We start from the raw sequence: 17,054 nt of genomic DNA on the forward strand, positions 1-17,054 counted from the left end.
CGAGGGGTCAAATCCCGCGTGCCCGAGGGGGTCAAACTCACGCGCCTTTTCCATAAACAGAGAGCCTTTGAAAATGCCGATTTAATTATTGATGCCAGTACATCAATAGCTGTAGAACGAAATTTAGCATTGGACAATAGCTATGGCGATGCAAGAAGAAGTAGTGTCTTCCTTAATCCTAAAGGGACGGAGCTGGTATTACTATATGAAGATACAGAGCGTAAATATCGACTTGATCTTTTGGAAATGACTTATTATCGGATGCTTATTGTTGATGAGCGGTTAAATGATCATTTGTCAGTTTCAGAAAAACAAAGAACAAACAGCTTCAGTTGTCGGGCAGAATCTTCAATAATAGACTATGACAATGTCGGACTGTTGGCAAGTATTGCATCGCAACAACTAAAAAAATTGTATGCCTCCAATGATGCAAAAATTGCAATATGGCGTATAAGTGCAGGTAATAGTGTTGTAGACTATATTAATATTCCGCTATCGGACTGGCAGTTGTTCGATATTAACGGTGTTAAGGTGTATATAATAAATGATGTAATATCAATCATGAAAGAACAACGATTGTCATCTGGCACACTTGAAACAGGTGGTGTCTTTTTTGGATGTTATGATAAAGATAGACAAATAATCTATGTGCTACATTCTCATCCAGCACCAATTGACAGTAAACATGGGCCGACATCATTTGTGCGTGGCTGCAATGGCCTTAAAGAAGTTCAGGACTCAATCAACCTTAAAACATACTATCAGGTTAGATATCTTGGAGAATGGCACTCTCATCCATCTGGTTCTAATACTCCCAGCACCTTGGATAAAAAACAGTTTGATGAAATGAGTACGGATCATCTCTTGCAAAACATACCATTTGTACAAGCTATTATAGGTGATAACGGTGTTTATGTAAATGCTTTAATATAATATGGAATTCAACTATTACGATCTACTTTCAAGAATTATCATAGGTTACTTTACTCTTATTGCCTCATTATACGCATTTGACATAAGTTACAATGAGGATTACAGTATCGCTTACATAGCAGCTGCATTTGTAGTTGGTTACTTTATTAATGCTGTCAGTAGTCTTTTGGAAAGTTTTTGGTTTTGGACAATTGGAGGTAAACCATCAGACAAATTATTAACCATAAACAAAAAGAAGAAATATACGGGTATAAGTAAAGTTCGGTTATATAATGCAACTGCGATAATCGAACGGCTGAAAAAAGATGCTCATAGTAAATCGCCAACAACAGGGGAATTATTCTCTATTGCAAAGCGAGCATGTAATGGTAATAAGGATTGCCGCATACCAGTTTTTAGCGCACAATATGCTTTTTCGAGAGTTCTGCTGACAGCATTTACGATTGTGACACTATTTTTATTATGGTCTCATTTTGATGATTGGAGATATTATTTCTTAATAATTCCTTGGCTTGTTTTTTGGAATCGCTTTAAGGAACGTGGCTATTATTACGCAAGAGAAGTTCTAACTGAGTATATGAAAAATAGCGAACAAACAGTTGCTAAGTAATTTAAACAAGCCCTAAAATATAACAGCCTTTACGAATAGTTCCATTTTGGAACATGTGCTGGAATTTATAAAATCACGAATTGGGGATTTTGTAGAAAATTGCGCATTAGGCTATTTATGGAACTACTTAACGTCTTTCAACATAGTGTGCTAAATTCAGTTGTCAAGGGATACTTGACAACTGGTTCTTTTCAGAAAGAATTTCATTACTCCCCAACATATTCATGCTCATTCACAAACGAGTTGGGAAACTAAAAATTTTGAAGATTACCAGCCTGTCGCTACTTTCGCTAACTAAAATTCGACAACTTTTGGTCGTGTCACAAAAATACCGTAATTTTGTGACATGATTAAACGGCAAGACATATCAAACTGCGAAAACATTGTACGCGAAAGAATTATGTCTTTCGAGAAAGGTTATGTATTCTTTCCTTCCGATTTTGAGGAGATTGCCTCTCCGGAAGCAGTACGCCAGATGCTCAGCCGTATGGTCAAGCACGGAGATATTATGCGCATCAGTCGTGGTATATATTGTGTACCACGGTCAAACAAAGTTCTTGGACTTGACTGCATACCTCCTTCGGCAGAAGATATTGCCCAACGGATTGCAGAACGAGACCGGGTAAAGATAATACCTACCGGAGACCAGGCGTTGAACCAACTTGGATTATCTACACAGATTCCTGTCAATGCAGTCTATATCACCAATGGGGCAAGAAAGAAAATCGGGCTCGCCAATGGGCGCAGCATCATATTCAGGGAAAGCAATGAATTCCGTCTGTTTGAATTTCTCTCCAAGATTATGATGCTTGCTGTATCTGCAATACGGAGTATAGGAGAAGATAACATAACCGACGATATGGTGAACAGAATAAAGGAGATCGTGAGGAGCGTCCCCACCGACATTTACAAACACGACATCCGGCTTGCACCGGTATGGGTAAGAAAAAAACTTGAAGACTAATATGATTTTCACAGATCTGACGGTTGATGACCGTCGAGATATAATCGACTATGTAAGCGACAGGACTGGTTTGTCGCGAATTGTCGTAGAAAAGGACTGGTGGGTGACGTCCGTGTTACGGGCGATATTCTCACTGCCTTATTCCGATAATATCTCTTTCAAAGGTGGTACAAATCTCAGTAAATGCTGGGATCTGATTCATCGTATGTCGGAAGACATTGACATTGCTGTAAGCCGTGAATATCTCGGATTTCCCGGTGAATTATCCAAAAATCAGATCAGCGACAAACTGCGCAGGGCATCATGCTCATTCGTAAGGAATACAATGATTAATGATGTGGAGAACGCACTTATAGGTCAAGGCATAACACCGGACCTAATAACCGTCTCAGTGCATGAGACAAAAGTCAGCACTGTTGATCCGGAAACCATATACGTTGCCTACAAGCCGATATTTGAAGGCAATGGATATGTCCTTCCACAAGTCAAAATCGAAGTCAGCGGACGTTCTATGTCGGAGCCGGTGAAAACAGTTGCAATACGTTCCTATATTTCCGACAATCTACCTAAACTCACATTTGAGGACAATCCGGTGGATGTCAATGCCGTCCTGCCACAACGCACATTTCTGGAGAAATTGTTTCTGCTTCATGAGGAATTTGCAAAGCCATCAGCAGATATCCGGATAGAAAGAATGTCAAGACATATTTATGACGTTTCAAGAATAATGAGGACAGGTGTGGCGGATGAAGCATTGGCGGATGACAGCCTTTATGAGTCTGTGATAGAGCATAGACGGAAATTCATTGGTCTTAAAGGATTTGATTACGACACATTGAGACGCTCTTCGTTGAAAATTATTCCCACAGGAGAAATCCGCGACCGCTGGGAAACTGACTATAAGAGTACGGTAATGAATATGGTTATGGGAGAGGCTCCTACCTTTGATGAAATCATAGCAGAACTTGAAGTCCTGAATGAGAAGATTAATAGGATGTAATATTCTCAATATAGGACACCATAGCCAACAATTCTTTTATGCAATACTGCCCCAAACGTCCCATAAAAAATTAGAAGTAAAGAATCCAGTTTGTTCCATTTTGGAACAAACTGCCCAATACGGAATTTGATAAATATCTTGAATTTACAAGTGCGCAATTTTATTTCAATGAGAATGGTGCGCAAAAAACCAAAATGAAACGCCACAAAAAACAAAAATGCCGTAGCTGATCTTACCTCTATTGTAAAGCAAGGTGTATTTTTGCACATTGCTTTTTAGGATAGTTTTAGAAACTGTCAGTTTGGGAAACAGAACATTACAAATAGAGATTTCCCTAAAAACGATTTAAGTAATATTGTAGCCTCACATTTTGAACCGATAGCATAACCTCTCCTTCAAGTTCAGCGTATTTTCCAATTTTGGCTTGCAGCTTCCGGCGGAACTTTGCAAGAGTTTCATCTTCTACTTCATTGAAGAACATATTGTTCTGCCGCTGGTATTCAAGATATTCCTGTTCCTTGCGTCGGGCGATGGTGATTTGAGCCTTAACCGCTGACAGTCTGGAAAGGACTGAGCCGAAATCCATGCTTAGTCCGGTGCGCCTGTCATAATATGAGAAATATGTCTGAACGTTCTCTTTGGGATATTGGCACAGGAGTCGGGCATGGCGCCATCTGACAACCCATTGGCGCCGCTCATATACATCACGCGGGAGGTCATAGCGGAACAAAACAACCCGTTGCCGTTCCTTCGTCCGGTATTCGATGGTGATACAGACCCATTTTTCGATTTTCATCTCCCGTTGGGCTTTCGCATATTCGCGGGCATATTCCATCCAGTCGCCCATGTTCTCCTGTGCCATAAGAATTTTTAGGTTTTTGAGGATTCCCATAAAAAGCAGAAATCCTCATTGTTTCGTTATGCCGAAGCCGGACATAGGGGGCCGTTCTCCAATTCCCATTTATCACGGGCTTCATTGTATTCAAGTTCTTCCTGCCGGAGCATACGCTCCGTTTCAGGAGTGTAGCCGATGAAACGGATACAGCCGCCGTTATATCCGGTCAACCGGCAGATTATGCCTGCCTTTTCCAGTTTGTCGATGCGTTTCTGTGCGGACTTGGCGCTTGAATACTGTTTCGGCCAGAAGTAATGCTCGCCCTTTGAGCCGTAGTGGTCCGAGCCGTAGACCTTGTATCCGGAATGTCGCATACTCTCCACAAAGTCGAATCGACCTTTTTCAAGAGCCAGCCGGACGGCTTTATGCGCTGCGCCTTCGGGATGCCTGAAAGTCTTTGGCTTCGGGCCTTTCATGCCGAGTTTCGGAAGCACGACTTTGTAGGGATTGCTCCATTTGCCGATGCCGAGAGTAAGATAGAAGTTGGTGCAGAAGTAGTCAGTCATCGGGTCGCTGTCGTCATAGTTGTACGACATGACAAAATCCTTTACGTTGGTCATCACCTCCCGGGCGCGGTCTGTCAATCCTTGTTCTCTTTCAATCCGGTAATGATTGATAGAACAGTGGATATATCCTGACTCTTTTGTGAATGCCTCGAAATCGGCAGTCATTAGGGTGACGTGTATTGAACTGTATCCGTCACGTCTTACCGAGAACTTGTATTTCGGATAAGTTTCCTTGAGCCAGTTACGTATTATCTCTACAATCTCCTGTGAAGATTGTCCCTTGTAGTTGCTGCCGCGCCACCGGTATTCGTTGTAGACATACCGGGTGTATTCACCGGCGGATGCTCCGCCATAGTCGTTTTCGTATCCGTTAAGATCCGATGACTGTGACACGGGGATATCCTTCCATACGGCAAACAGGCTCTCGAATTCGGAGTTTATGCGCTGCATGGTTTCCGTGCTGCCACCTTTGTCGGGATGGTTGTCGATTGCGAGCCGACGGTACTTCTTTTTCAGGTCCGCCAGACTGTTGATGTTCTGAAAGTAGATCATATCGTTAAATTTTGTGCGTCAGGCCATAGCCACGCGGTTGATGAAATACTCCACATAGTCGTCTTCTATGCCAAGATTGCTACAAGCCATATACAGGTCATCTTCACGGAGGTCGCTAAGTTCCTGCAATTCCTGAAGATGACGTACCTCGGCTTCGAGATATTCCTGTGCGGTCTGCTTGTCGCAGGAGCAGGTTGTCGAAATCAGATTCACTATATCCATATCCGTGTCATTTGAGGTTGTACATTTTTGCGAAATGGTTATTCACCGCCGGAATACGTTTCTTATAGAATGGCTGGTTTTCCCTGCACCAGTCGGCAAGCTCCGCTTTTGAGGTGAAGGGTCTGCGCCAGCTCTGTCCGGTCATTATCATCTCCACGATGGGGGCGAGTTCGGAAATGAACATTCCGACAGTCCATCCCTCCCATATATGCCTGTTCATGTCTGTTGCCATACTTTTTATGTTTTTAATGGTTCATTTTCGGGTTCAAGCAGTTCCTGCGTCGCAAGCAGGATTTCGTTGAGCCATATAAGGCTGCGAACCGAGAGGTCGAATCGGCTCTCGGTCCGGAATATGTATCCGTTATGCTTTTCTCTCGCGGTCAGGTATAAAGAGTCACCAATTACCGAAACTTTTGTGATGATACACTCGAACGGGTCTCCGTCATCGTCAAAGAATATGACATATACAGAATCCGGGGCGTTGGGAACTGTGCCGGACTCCGGAAATTCCAGTTCCGTCAGTCCGTGTCTGCGAAGCAATCCGATAATCGCCTCGGTAATCTCCTTGCGGAGATCTTCAATCTGTTTGCTGAAATCTTTCATGTGGAAAATATTTAGTTTGTTATGCTGTTTCCTGATTGACTGGCGTAAGTTTCACTGTATCACCGAAGAAAGAGTCGCTTACACCGTACACTTGTCCTATTGAATAGTCATATTTCTTTCGTGGGTTGTCTATCATCAGGCGATATCCGTGGTAATCCTCGATTTTCAGTTCAAGGGTTACATCCTCTCGCAGTTTCATATCAAGCACGCTTCCGCCGCCATACATCGAGCTGAATATGCCGCAATAGTTGTCTTTCGGAATTGTAACCTTTGCCACCGAGAAACCGGACTCATAAAGTTCCTTGAGATTTATTTTTCCGATATAGGTCAGCAGATTGGCCCCACAGCATGAGTTTACAAGTTCACGGTGGAAATCCTCGTATGATACAAGTTCCTTACCGTCACGCGATTTCCGGTAATGGCACCTGCCATACACGGCAATCCCTTTTTCAGCCAGGGACCTTTTTACCTTTGCAGGATTAAGGTTAAGCGCATCCACCATATCGCCGAAATACGAGTCGGGATAGACATATCCGCCTTGCGATTCCAACCAATGCGAGTTGATACAGTCATAGTTTGAAAGCATCTCGACCCGAACCGGAATGTCGTCCGTATTCTTCAACAGGCCGCCAAGTGCGTCCGAATCGTCACGCTCATAGATAATGTTCACTATATCATCCCTGTTGTCATCCATGAATTCCACCACGACATCCTCGTCAAAGCCTTCGTCGATACAACTTGACTTGATATCCTCCAAAATCTGACTGACGCTGTGCCATCTGGCATCCTGATACCAGTCATCGGTCTTGTCATACAGGGTCATTGCACTTTTTTCTTTCATGCAAGTTTCTATGACATCAAGATTCTCGTTTAGATTGTCATCATAATTGACCCACACAAGAGTATATGAATCCTCCATTACGGATCTGATGAAATCCATTGTCAGTTCTTTATTCTCTTTTTCCATATCATTCACCGTATATTTCGTTTCTTATGCTGCGGTATCTGTGTTCCGACATCTCCGTTTCCCGTGAGAAATGGAAGCGTGCAGCATATCCGCAGTAGTTTGTCCTCGGTTCGCCACCGCATTTCTGGATGGTGAGGTCTATATCCCATTCCATATCGCCAAGTCCGAGGCATATCGACTGTGAGTGTAGCATCGCATAGGCGAGCCTTATGGCGGCATCCGTTTTGTTTTCCTTGCACAGCCTGTCGAAGGCCATAGTCGCTATCTCGCGGTTGGATATTGTCACACTTTTCATGGTATCTATTTTATTTTCACAAGTTGCTTGAACCAGGCTACAATATCTCCTCGTTTGCTTTCAGCCAGTTCTTCATATTTGCGTCTTATGGCGCAATATTCCTCCCAGGTTTTGCCCCTCAATTCATTTTCATACGAGTCCATGCGTAGTTCGGGGTATTCCTTGAATAGTATCTCAAACTGTCTTCGCCATTTGCGTCCCTGCCATGAACGTTCGGCAATAAGTTTTATGAATTGAAACATCTTTTCATCGGTTCCGACATCCATGGCATAGAAACAGTCGGTCCTTGGCCACACATTGTTGGAGTGCTGCCAAGTCTCGATATGGCGCGTCGAGGCATTGTATGCCATTTTTGTGATTATCTGATGACTCATAATATTTTTTTTAATTCAATGATACGTTATCTATTTCCTTATCCTTTGCGGCAATAGTCCCGAATTGCACGGCTATCACCCTCTGCGGGAAACAGGTGTGGTGGTTGTATCCGGTCCTTTGCCACAGTGTGAAGCAGTCGTTCCTGAACGACCAGTGGAAATGCCCGGACAGCGAACCGTACTCGTGCCGGACATTCCTCTCGATAAGCATCCTGCTGACATCCATTATATGCCGTGAGAGCAGGACGATATTGAGTATCTCCGAATAGGCATGGTGCACACGCGGGTCGGTCGGATACAGCGGTGACAGATGGTTGATTCTCATGATTCCTCGTCTTTAATCGTAATTGTCACCGAATATCTCCTGCCTCAGCAGGTTTTGGTCGAACCAGCCTTCGGGGTAACAGATACAAGAACTGCTTTCGTTATCCGTATCAGGCAGATAACACTCGGCATTGTAGCTTACATTGTCGCCGTACATGTTCCTGTAATGCGCTACAAGCAGGTGCGGATTGTCGGTTCTCAGGTCATAGCCGTATCTGGCGCACCATCTCTCGAAATCCTCCATATCCTCGTCATCAAGCTGGTCGAAAGCATCCCTTATATCAAAGAAGTTGGGACACAGCCATTCACGGTTTATCAATATGGACGGTATATTGTCCCATGCCATATATCTGTATTGCGGATGCCGTTCCTGCGGGAACAGTTCCGAGCAACAGCACAGGAATTCCTGCATGTCGCCGTAATCGCTCAGCGTCATGTTGTAGTCAGTCCTTTGGGATATGTCTATCATGTACTGCGTCGTTACCGTCAGTTCAGCCTCGTTGAGATTCATTCTTTCCATTTTTTATAATTATGTTTCGTGGAACCCGTGGGTTCCATTCCACAGGCATCAAAAGGTGCGTGTCCCGGCTGTGCAGGGTTTTACGGGAAAATACCGGAGCCTCCGGCGAGGATGATTTTCCCGTAAACCGCTTGCGGCCCGACCTTGCACTGCCGACGGGGACACGGCCTACCTTTGCCTGTGGGAATGGATGCCACGGATTGCATGTTTTCATTATTCCTTTTATTATCACGTTACCAGCTGGCGACCCCAGCTTATCCTCACTTTGCCTTCGGCATCGGTCTCGCGCCTAAGCAGACTGTCGATTACCGACATGGATATGTCGAACTCGTTGAATATCTCCGCCTGTTCCTTGACCTCACCGCACTTGATGAACTCGTTAAGGCGCTCCTTGGTGAGCACCAACGCCATCAGGTTCTGCTCCACGGAATCCTCGTATGTCACGAAATGCACCTTCTTTTTGTCTTTTGAATCGAGTCGTATGAAGCGGAAATAGAACTGCTCCATCTTAGGGATGTTCCATTGCAGGGATTCCAGTATTATCTGGTTGCAAGACGGGATGTTGACCGAGCTGCTCAAAGACTGCTGCGTGCATACGAGGACACCGTTGATTGTGGAGTCGAACTCGCTGACGATGGCCTGCCGTTTCTTGAAGGGTATGGCTCCGGTCACTGTGAACACCGGCCTGTCTGGAAAATGTTCCTTTATGTACCCGGCATACATCTCATAGGCGGAAATAGATGTGCATCCAACGGCGATCTTCCCCTTTGTCCGGCGTATCATCCGGCCTATGTGATGGACCTTACCCGGATATTCATCACCATAATATCCCTCAATAAGATGCGGGACCGAGCAGGCTTTTATCAGCAGCTTGATCTGGCGCATGAGCCGAAGCCCCGCGTCCTTCTTCGTATCGCCCGTACTGTTGTAGTAAAGCTCGCATATACGGCAGAATTCCTCTATTATCACACGGTAGACCTCCCGTTCTCCGGGTGAAGGTATGACCGTCTGCGTCCTGACATCATATTTCTCGCCGGCGAAATCCCTGAACTTGCGCGTGATGATTGTCTTGCCTATAAGCTCGAAAAGCGCGTCCTTGTTATAAATGTCCTGGTTCTGCTTCTCAATCCCGAACACTGTCGCTTTTCCGGGACAATGGCACGACTTGAAGAGCACATGCCCCCTGAAAGCCGGGAACGGTTCTCCGTAATGGTCGTTGGAATCGCTCTCAATCTCCTTATCGCGGTTCTGTTTATATACCCGTGGACTCCAACAGGTCATGTTGACCGAATTGTTATACAGCAACTCGAACTGGCTGTAAAGTTCCGTTATGTTGTTCCGGGTGGTGGTGCCGGTGTCAAGGATCTTGTATTTTACCCTGCGGAATATGGCGAGTATGTATCTCGTCCTCTGCGATACGGGATTGGTAATCTCGTCTGACTCGTCGAACACGAGGCACAGCCTCCGTGCCGACAGCTTGATGAACTTCATGAGATATCGTTTCAGCTTGCAGAGCATGGAGGTTGATACTATTAGGAATGTTCCGGCGGGAATATTCTCAAAATCGGTATAGCTCCGCAGCAATCTGTATGGTTCGCGGTTGTTTCTTAGAAACGGCTCCCACGTCATGTTCGTGGCGATTGCCGGGGCGAGGACAATGACATTCCGGACCCTGTTGAATTTCAGCAGATACTTCGCCCTCTGATAAACTGCCGCTGTCTTGCCGGATCCCTGCTGCCAGTTGAGCAGGGCGTACCGTTTCTGCAACACGAGGTTCAGGTCGTGCTTTTGCAGGTTGGTGAACTCGCACACATTTATGTCCTTGTTCACAAAAGTCGCCCTGTCAAGATATTCGACCAGTTCCGGCAGCGGCTCCATGCTCTCGAATGTCCGGCTCTGAAGACTATATCGGTGCCGCTTTTTGCGTATCAGCCGCATTGCGGCCTTATGTTGGCGTAAGTTCGCCTCTGTCGGGTTCTCCGGCACAGGTAGCTCCGAGCGTTCAAGTATCAGGTCGTTCATGCTTACAACAGCACGCTTATCTTTTTCAAGCATCTTTGGGGCGTATGCCTTGAGCTTGAATCCGTATGATGTCTTTACGAGTGCTATTTCCTTGCGGCGTATGGTGTCCTGATTACGGATATACCGTCGTATGACTGACAGAACCTTGTTCGGAGTAAGTTTCTTTCGTTCCCATTCGTCACGCTTGGCCTGCGTGCAGTTCTCCGACGGTTTCTGGTTGCGGAATTTTGCGACGAGTTCCAATGCCTTGTCTATGTGTCGGTTCAATCGCTTGTGGGCTTTCAGCTCGTACATATATTTGGCAAGCAGATACTCGAACCGTTCAAGTTCCTCACGGTATACGGAGTTGGTTTCCTGCATGAGCGGCAGTTTGAGCCTGGCTTTCATCACCCGTGCGTCAGTTATGCGCTGTTTCAGTTCTTCCGCGCTCACAAAATCGTCAGCATTGTAAGGCTGCATGTCAATGTGTCGGGAGTGACGCAGGAAAACCATTATCTTGGTGCCGAAATTGCGGACTCCGAGCGATGCGAAGGCGTCAGGGTCAAGCAGGGTCTGTCCTATGAACGAGAACTGCCCGTTTACGGCCCTGACCTTCGATTTCTCCCAGAACTCGCTTTGAAGGAAAGATGCGGGGACAATCAGCATAAGTATCCCGGCCGGATTCAACGCATCGTATGCTTTGTCGATATAATAGACCTGCGATAGTTTGATACCAAATTTGAGGTTGAACGGCGGGTTACCGATTATCACGTCGTACCGGCTCTCCGGTGTGAACTGCTGTATGTCGCATTGCTTTATGTCCGCATCGGGGTAGAGGTGTCTTGCCACCGCAACCGCCTTGGGGTCTATGTCGAACCCGTGCGCGTTGCGCTGGTTAGGCAGGTGATTGAAGAAGTTTCCCATGCCGCAGCACATATCAAGTATCATTTCCGACGGTTGGGGTGAAAGCATACCCACCATGTCGCGGCATATCTCATGGGGAGTGAAGAACTGGCCCATCTCGAACTCCCGCTTTGCCTCGGCATACTCGTTGTAGCTGTTGTAGTCGCTACGCCGCAGGTTATGCAGACCTCCGATACCGGTATAGCAGTTGTAGATACTCTCCGCCGGTATGGTGTCCTTGCCGGAATCTATGCAGAAAAGTATCTTCTCGTTTATCTCCTCCCGCTTGTTTGGGGGAATCTGTTGGGGAATGATGGCGTACATGATCGTTTTGGGATATTGTTATAAATGGGGAAGCACGGACACCGTTGCCGATATCCGTGCTTCCTGCTGTCTGTTTTCTGTTATGATTGTCTATTCCTCTTGCAACCGCAGTTCATCAAGGCGTAGACGGTTGAAACACAGGCTTGCCGCCTCTCTGTCCTTGAACCGTACATCTATTCGCCCGTTGCGGAAGAACTTCATTCCCGTGGCGTTAGTTGTTGTGAGGTCATACCATATTGAGGTATCCACTTCGTTCCTATTCAAACGCATAACCATCTCACGGTCTCCACACAACACGTCGTCGGCACCGAAGGCTATCCCTTCACAGAAATCCGACATTTTCTGATGGCTGCTATAATTCATAGAGTTTTTGTTGTAAAAATCATTATAGAATGAGTCGAATATCACGATATTGGGAAAAGATATTTTGTTTCCCTTCAATTCAGGTTTAACTTTGCTCCAACGGTTTGGCTTCACAAGCTGGAGGAAACGTTTGATGAGTTCATCTTCGGCTGTCTTGCGAAAACTGCGCCCTCCGAGATGTTCTATGACCGTATCCACATGAGTCATGTATTGGGGACGGAACCCCATTTTAAGAGTGTCGCCGTCTATTTCGGGAACCGGTACCGACACATTGTATGTGCGGTTGAAATATCCGATTATCCTGCTTGCAAAGTTTTGATTCGCACTGTGATTTGCGGATGCGAGCATATTGATGGATTTGAACGGTCTGAATTCGTGATGTGAATAGTTGCTGTCATCCGGATATAGTTTTTCAGTGTAGGATATTTCGCCGTTTTCCTTGTAGCTTATCTTGTGGCTTTCACGGTATTTCTCAGCTTCTTTTGTGAAGATTCCGTACCATTGGTCTATCTGTTCGAGCGCATTGTACAGCATTTCCTGCTGCTTTTCGCAAAAGAGCCTGTCCTGAGCCGTTATCTTCTCCTCGTTTCGGATTTCCACTCCGAGAATACCGGAAAGCAGATCGGTACGACCGCCTGCTTGTGCTGTTGTTGTATGCATATCGTATGGTTTTAATAAGTTATCGGTGGTAGTTCTATGCGGTAGAATGTAGAGATATGGCGCTCCATGTCTTTTTTTATCTTGACTTTCACGAGTTGTCCGTTGTACATCCGCTCCTGCATGGGCAGATCCAGTCTGTTCCATTCATCTTCCTGTAGGAACTCGGTCTTATCCCGGAAGCACCATACAACCAGCATGGAATCTGAATGATTGAATACTGTCGCTTCATAGTTCTTCTTGAACTTGTCAAAGTCGGCATCGTCACGGAAGGCTGTTCCGTTGGCGACATACCGGTAGCGAGATTCAGGATTATCATTGATGCGGACATAGAGTTTGCGCCATGTCTCGGTGGAGAAATCCCCATAGAGCGGTTCCGGATCAAAGTATTCCCATTTGGCGACCTTAGCCATGAATCTCACGCTTCCGTTGGCGCACGGTCCGCAATGTCCCCATGCGCTGAATACCCCGTCCTCCCAGCCGATGAACTTCATTTCGGCGGGATCGATGCTTGTGAACGGCCCTCCGCTGACGCTGAGCCATATATCAGGATCGCCGATACCTACAAACGGTACGTATGGTGCAAGGCATACCGACATTCCGTCAGCCCTGAGATTTTCAAGCAGCGCGTGTCCGTAGAAATCTCCGTCTCGGTCAACATGACGCATCCTGTCTCCGACCTTAGGTGTGAGGATTGAGCGTGAGCCTTCAATGACTTCTACGAGTATGTTAATCATATCCACATCCTGCTGTCTGAGGATATGATCCCTGTCGTATGACACATTCAACGGCAGTAGGGTTTCAAGGGTGTACTTGTTCTTTGTTGTTTCTGACATACCATCTTATTTTTTTGTTATTCCGGCTTATGGGGCCGGAGTTCCCATAACTACAGGCTTAAAAGGTCGTGTTCCAGCCGCGCAAGGTTTTCGGGAAAAATACCGCAAGCCCCTCGGGGCGCGGAAGATTTTTCCACGAAACCCGAAGGGCCTGACCTTGCACGGCTGATAAGAACACGGACTACCTTTGCCTGTGGTTATGGAAACTCCGCCTCTATATGATGGTATCCTTATTTCGTATTTTTCTTGTTGAAGCATAGTCGCTTCCGCGACACGGAAAAGGCAATCTAAAAGAGAATTACGCTCTGGAATGAGGCGTAATCCAAAAATAAATGCTAACTTTGCATCAAAGTAAAAGAGTTATTTGAAAGCGTGAGAAATATAGCGTAACCAAACACACTACCAATTTCTTATCCATTGCCCATCCTCACGCGAATTCTCAAAAATAACCTTGTAGTCAAAATATTAACCCAAGACTACATCAAATATACAAATATTTTTTGGAAGATAGGTAAATTGAAATCAAAGGATAGTACAAAAAATGTTATGTGAAAGAGAAAAAAGTATCCGTTGCCGGCGTTTAAGACTTGGCTGACGCTTTGGGAATGACAATTTGTTGCCGAAACCTTTTGTCTTTTTGTGGCAGAGAACTCTAAGTTTTTTAACTTTGCAAGTATTATGAAAGTCCGATTGCAGCAGAAACTTACGCGTATCTCTTTTATTCTGACAGGTCTACTTGTTTGTGTGATGGCTGTGGCAACCTTTGTGGAATATAGTCGCGGTACTCCATTTGTCCTCCGATACATTTACCATAGTTCTTGGTTTATTGCATTTTGGACAGCAACAGCAGCTGTCGGTGCTGGCGCGCTTCTTTGCCGCCGCCTGCCGCGGCACGTCATGTTGTTGCATGTGGCTTTTTGTATGGTTCTTACCGGCGCGGCTGTTTCTCATTTTACGGCTGAGGGAGGTCGTATGGATCTTCGCCTGGGACAGATTACCGATGCCTATGAGGCTGAACATGGGCCTGATGAAGCAAAGCGGGTGGAGCATCTGCCTTTCAAGATACGGCTTGAGAAGTTTCGTGTGCATTGGCATGAAGGAGGGAGTATCCCCCGGAAGTATGTGGGGGACTTGTCGTTGTATGAAGACGATGGTCATGTGATGCGTTGTTCATTAGCCGTGAACGATGTGCTGGAATATCGTGGTATCAGATTTTACTTGATGGGATTTGATAATGACCGGAGGGGCATTGCTATGTCTCTGTATGCCGACCGATGGGGAATGACAATCAGTTATGCCGGTTATGCTTTGCTCCTGCTGGCTTTCATCGGTGTATTTTTTTCATCCCGCGGCGCTTTCCGGCGTTTGTTGCTACATCCGCTGTTGCGCCGCGGCATGGCAACAGCCGTTGTATTGCTGCTGCTTTCCGCACCTCAGACTTTGTGTGCAGTTCCGGCATTGCCGGTTGACGTGGCGGCCGATTTCGGACGTCTTTCCGTTGTGTACAATGGTCGGGTGTGTCCTTTGCAGACATTGGCATACGACTTTACCGAAAAACTTTATGGAACAACGACTTATGAAGGCCTTACACCTGAACAGGTGCTTACCGGCTGGTTGTTTTGGCCTGAGAAGTGGCAGGAGGAACCGGTTCTTAAAGTGTCATCACCTGTTTTAAGGCGTCAGCTTGGATTGGAAAAATACGTGGCTTATAAAGACTTTTTCAAGAATGGTTATCGCTTGGAACCGTTAGTAGAGCGCTATTATTCCGGTGAGCGGAAAGGGCTGCCCGCTGCGGCGGCAGAGGTTGACGACCGTCTCGGACTGATAGACGCCTTGCTGGAAGAACGGTTGCTGAAGATTTTTCCTTCCGGCAAAGGTGAGCACAGCCGCTGGTATGCTCCTGCGGAGCCCTTGCCGGAAGGATGGCCGGCAAAGATTGGGGATATGTTGCCGCATCGTGTTTTTGAAGAATTCCGCGTAGCGGCCGTAACGCAAGATTATGCTACTTTGCAGCAGCGCATCCTTGCACTTAAGGATTTTCAAAAGCTTCACTGCGCCGTTGGTTTGCCATCAGCGTTTATGGTTGAGGCGGAAAGAATTTATAATGTATTTAATCCTATAACCTTTCTGGCCTATTTAAATTTTGCGGCCGGACTGCTCTTTTTCGCCGTATTCATGTGGGGCAGGAACAGAAGAACATCCCGATATGCCCGTTCGTTTCATTTCTTGGGGAGCTTCCTTCTGTGCGCCAGTCTTGCCGCACTGACATTCCATATAGCCTTGCGATGCCTCATAGGAGGACGCCTGCCACTGTCCAACGCGCATGAAACAATGTTGACCATAGCTTGGCTAACACAATCAATAGCGCTGGTTTTTAGTCGGTTAAAACGTTTTTATGCAATAGGTGAAATGGCTGTCCCTTTCAGTTTTATCATAGCCGGTTCTTTTCTGTTGGTGGCTTCAATCGGACAGATGAATCCTCATATAACGCCGTTGATACCCGTACTGGCTTCGCCATGGATGAGCCTGCATGTCTCGCTGGTCATGGCGGCTTATTCACTGTTGAGTTTTACTTTTCTGTGTGCTGTGGCCGCTTTTCCGGTACGGCTTCTCCGAAAAAACGGAAGCAATCCCCGTTACCGTGTGCATGAAGAAAGCCTGCAAGTCATGTCCCGCCTTATGCTCCTGCCGGCTCTGGCTTTGCTGACTGCCGGGATATTCGTCGGAGCTGTATGGGCCGGCGAATCGTGGGGACGTTACTGGGGATGGGACCCTAAAGAAACCTGGGCGCTTATCACGCTTTTAGTCTATGCCGTCCCATTGCACGGAGAGTCGTTGCGATGCTTCAAACGTCCTATGGTCTACCACACCTATATGTTGTTGGCTTTTGCCACGGTGCTCATGACTTATTTCGGCGTAAATTATTATCTGACAGGACTTCACAGCTATGCAGGCTGATGGTGGAAGAAGTTCTTGCAGAAGCGTTTCAGGTAGTCGGAATGAAATTCGCGTGTATTTTAACACAATTTGCTTTTGGGCGAAAAATGTTGTATCTTTGTAATAGCGGAGCGGGACTTTCCATGGGGAAATCCCGCTTTTTCAGTGTTTTCAGGCTATATTCCAGCTGTTTTCCGCCCTGTTTTTTCTGAAAATTCCCCGTATTGCAATTCAAATTCCAAGTATTCGTGTTAAAAATCCAATACGG

Annotated in this window: 19 protein-coding genes; 5 read left to right on the forward strand and 14 right to left on the reverse strand. The window is 46.1% G+C overall.

Annotated elements, in window-relative coordinates; all coding sequences use genetic code 11:
* From C5S62_RS12935 to C5S62_RS12950, 4 genes are all read left to right on the forward strand, one after another.
* Nucleotides 1-933, forward strand: a 933-nt coding sequence (locus C5S62_RS12935) for a Mov34/MPN/PAD-1 family protein (RefSeq protein ID WP_172486221.1), incomplete at its 5' end; no start/stop codon positions are given.
* A gap of 1 nt (nucleotide 934) precedes the next feature.
* A complete protein-coding gene (locus C5S62_RS12940; protein WP_104405737.1) occupies nucleotides 935-1,543 on the forward strand; it encodes a hypothetical protein in 609 nt (202 codons plus the stop codon).
* Between the two features lie 346 nt (nucleotides 1,544-1,889).
* Nucleotides 1,890-2,507: a DUF6088 family protein gene (locus tag C5S62_RS12945; RefSeq protein ID WP_104405738.1), complete on the forward strand. Its 618-nt coding sequence runs from the start codon at nucleotides 1,890-1,892 to the stop codon at nucleotides 2,505-2,507.
* Between the two features lies 1 nt (nucleotide 2,508).
* Nucleotides 2,509-3,507, forward strand: coding sequence for a nucleotidyl transferase AbiEii/AbiGii toxin family protein (locus C5S62_RS12950; RefSeq protein WP_104405739.1), 999 nt, complete (start codon nucleotides 2,509-2,511; stop codon nucleotides 3,505-3,507).
* Nucleotides 3,508-3,841: 334 nt separating this feature from the next.
* Here the strand turns inward: C5S62_RS12950 and C5S62_RS12960 are convergent, their stop codons facing one another.
* The 13 genes from C5S62_RS12960 to C5S62_RS13020 all read right to left on the reverse strand — a co-directional run bounded on the left by C5S62_RS12960 (nucleotide 3,842) and on the right by C5S62_RS13020 (nucleotide 13,849).
* Entirely contained in the window at nucleotides 3,842-4,369 is a 528-nt protein-coding gene (locus tag C5S62_RS12960; protein ID WP_104405752.1) for a hypothetical protein, read from the reverse strand.
* A 56-nt stretch (nucleotides 4,370-4,425) separates the two neighbouring features.
* Entirely contained in the window at nucleotides 4,426-5,460 is a 1,035-nt protein-coding gene (locus tag C5S62_RS12965; protein ID WP_104405740.1) for an LPD29 domain-containing protein, read from the reverse strand.
* 18 nt (nucleotides 5,461-5,478) lie between these two features.
* A complete protein-coding gene (locus tag C5S62_RS12970; protein WP_016274065.1) occupies nucleotides 5,479-5,682 on the reverse strand; it encodes a hypothetical protein in 204 nt (67 codons plus the stop codon).
* Between the two features lie 7 nt (nucleotides 5,683-5,689).
* Nucleotides 5,690-5,914 (reverse strand): hypothetical protein, encoded by a 225-nt coding sequence (locus tag C5S62_RS12975; protein ID WP_016274800.1) that lies wholly within the window; start codon nucleotides 5,912-5,914, stop codon nucleotides 5,690-5,692.
* Nucleotides 5,915-5,919: 5 nt separating this feature from the next.
* Nucleotides 5,920-6,285, reverse strand: a complete 366-nt coding sequence (locus tag C5S62_RS12980; RefSeq protein WP_104405741.1) for a hypothetical protein — start codon at nucleotides 6,283-6,285, stop codon at nucleotides 5,920-5,922.
* A 19-nt stretch (nucleotides 6,286-6,304) separates the two neighbouring features.
* On the reverse strand, nucleotides 6,305-7,252 hold the full coding sequence (locus tag C5S62_RS12985; RefSeq protein WP_104405742.1) for a hypothetical protein: 948 nt from the start codon (nucleotides 7,250-7,252) through the stop codon (nucleotides 6,305-6,307).
* A gap of 1 nt (nucleotide 7,253) precedes the next feature.
* Nucleotides 7,254-7,547, reverse strand: a complete 294-nt coding sequence (locus tag C5S62_RS12990) for a hypothetical protein (RefSeq protein ID WP_104405743.1) — start codon at nucleotides 7,545-7,547, stop codon at nucleotides 7,254-7,256.
* Between the two features lie 5 nt (nucleotides 7,548-7,552).
* Nucleotides 7,553-7,921: a hypothetical protein gene (locus C5S62_RS12995; protein ID WP_104405744.1), complete on the reverse strand. Its 369-nt coding sequence runs from the start codon at nucleotides 7,919-7,921 to the stop codon at nucleotides 7,553-7,555.
* A 10-nt stretch (nucleotides 7,922-7,931) separates the two neighbouring features.
* On the reverse strand, nucleotides 7,932-8,246 hold the full coding sequence (locus C5S62_RS13000) for a hypothetical protein (protein WP_104405745.1): 315 nt from the start codon (nucleotides 8,244-8,246) through the stop codon (nucleotides 7,932-7,934).
* Nucleotides 8,247-8,258: 12 nt separating this feature from the next.
* A complete protein-coding gene (locus C5S62_RS13005; RefSeq protein ID WP_104405746.1) occupies nucleotides 8,259-8,756 on the reverse strand; it encodes a hypothetical protein in 498 nt (165 codons plus the stop codon).
* A gap of 237 nt (nucleotides 8,757-8,993) precedes the next feature.
* Entirely contained in the window at nucleotides 8,994-11,993 is a 3,000-nt protein-coding gene (locus tag C5S62_RS13010; RefSeq protein ID WP_104405747.1) for an N-6 DNA methylase, read from the reverse strand.
* Between the two features lie 90 nt (nucleotides 11,994-12,083).
* The gene (locus C5S62_RS13015; RefSeq protein ID WP_104405748.1) at nucleotides 12,084-13,016 is read right to left on the reverse strand and encodes a hypothetical protein; all 933 of its coding nucleotides are present in this window, start codon (nucleotides 13,014-13,016) and stop codon (nucleotides 12,084-12,086) included.
* 11 nt (nucleotides 13,017-13,027) lie between these two features.
* Entirely contained in the window at nucleotides 13,028-13,849 is an 822-nt protein-coding gene (locus tag C5S62_RS13020; RefSeq protein WP_104405749.1) for a DUF4121 family protein, read from the reverse strand.
* Between the two features lie 678 nt (nucleotides 13,850-14,527).
* Here C5S62_RS13020 and ccsA point away from each other — a divergent pair.
* Nucleotides 14,528-16,807: a cytochrome c biogenesis protein CcsA gene (gene ccsA / locus C5S62_RS14080; protein WP_104405751.1), complete on the forward strand. Its 2,280-nt coding sequence runs from the start codon at nucleotides 14,528-14,530 to the stop codon at nucleotides 16,805-16,807.
* A gap of 28 nt (nucleotides 16,808-16,835) precedes the next feature.
* Here ccsA and C5S62_RS14010 read toward each other — a convergent pair.
* Nucleotides 16,836-17,054 (reverse strand): hypothetical protein (locus C5S62_RS14010; RefSeq protein ID WP_223301245.1); only part of this gene is annotated, 219 nt, incomplete at its 5' end.

Source organism: Prevotella sp. MGM2 (genome assembly GCF_002933955.1).
GTDB lineage: Bacteria > Bacteroidota > Bacteroidia > Bacteroidales > Bacteroidaceae > Alloprevotella.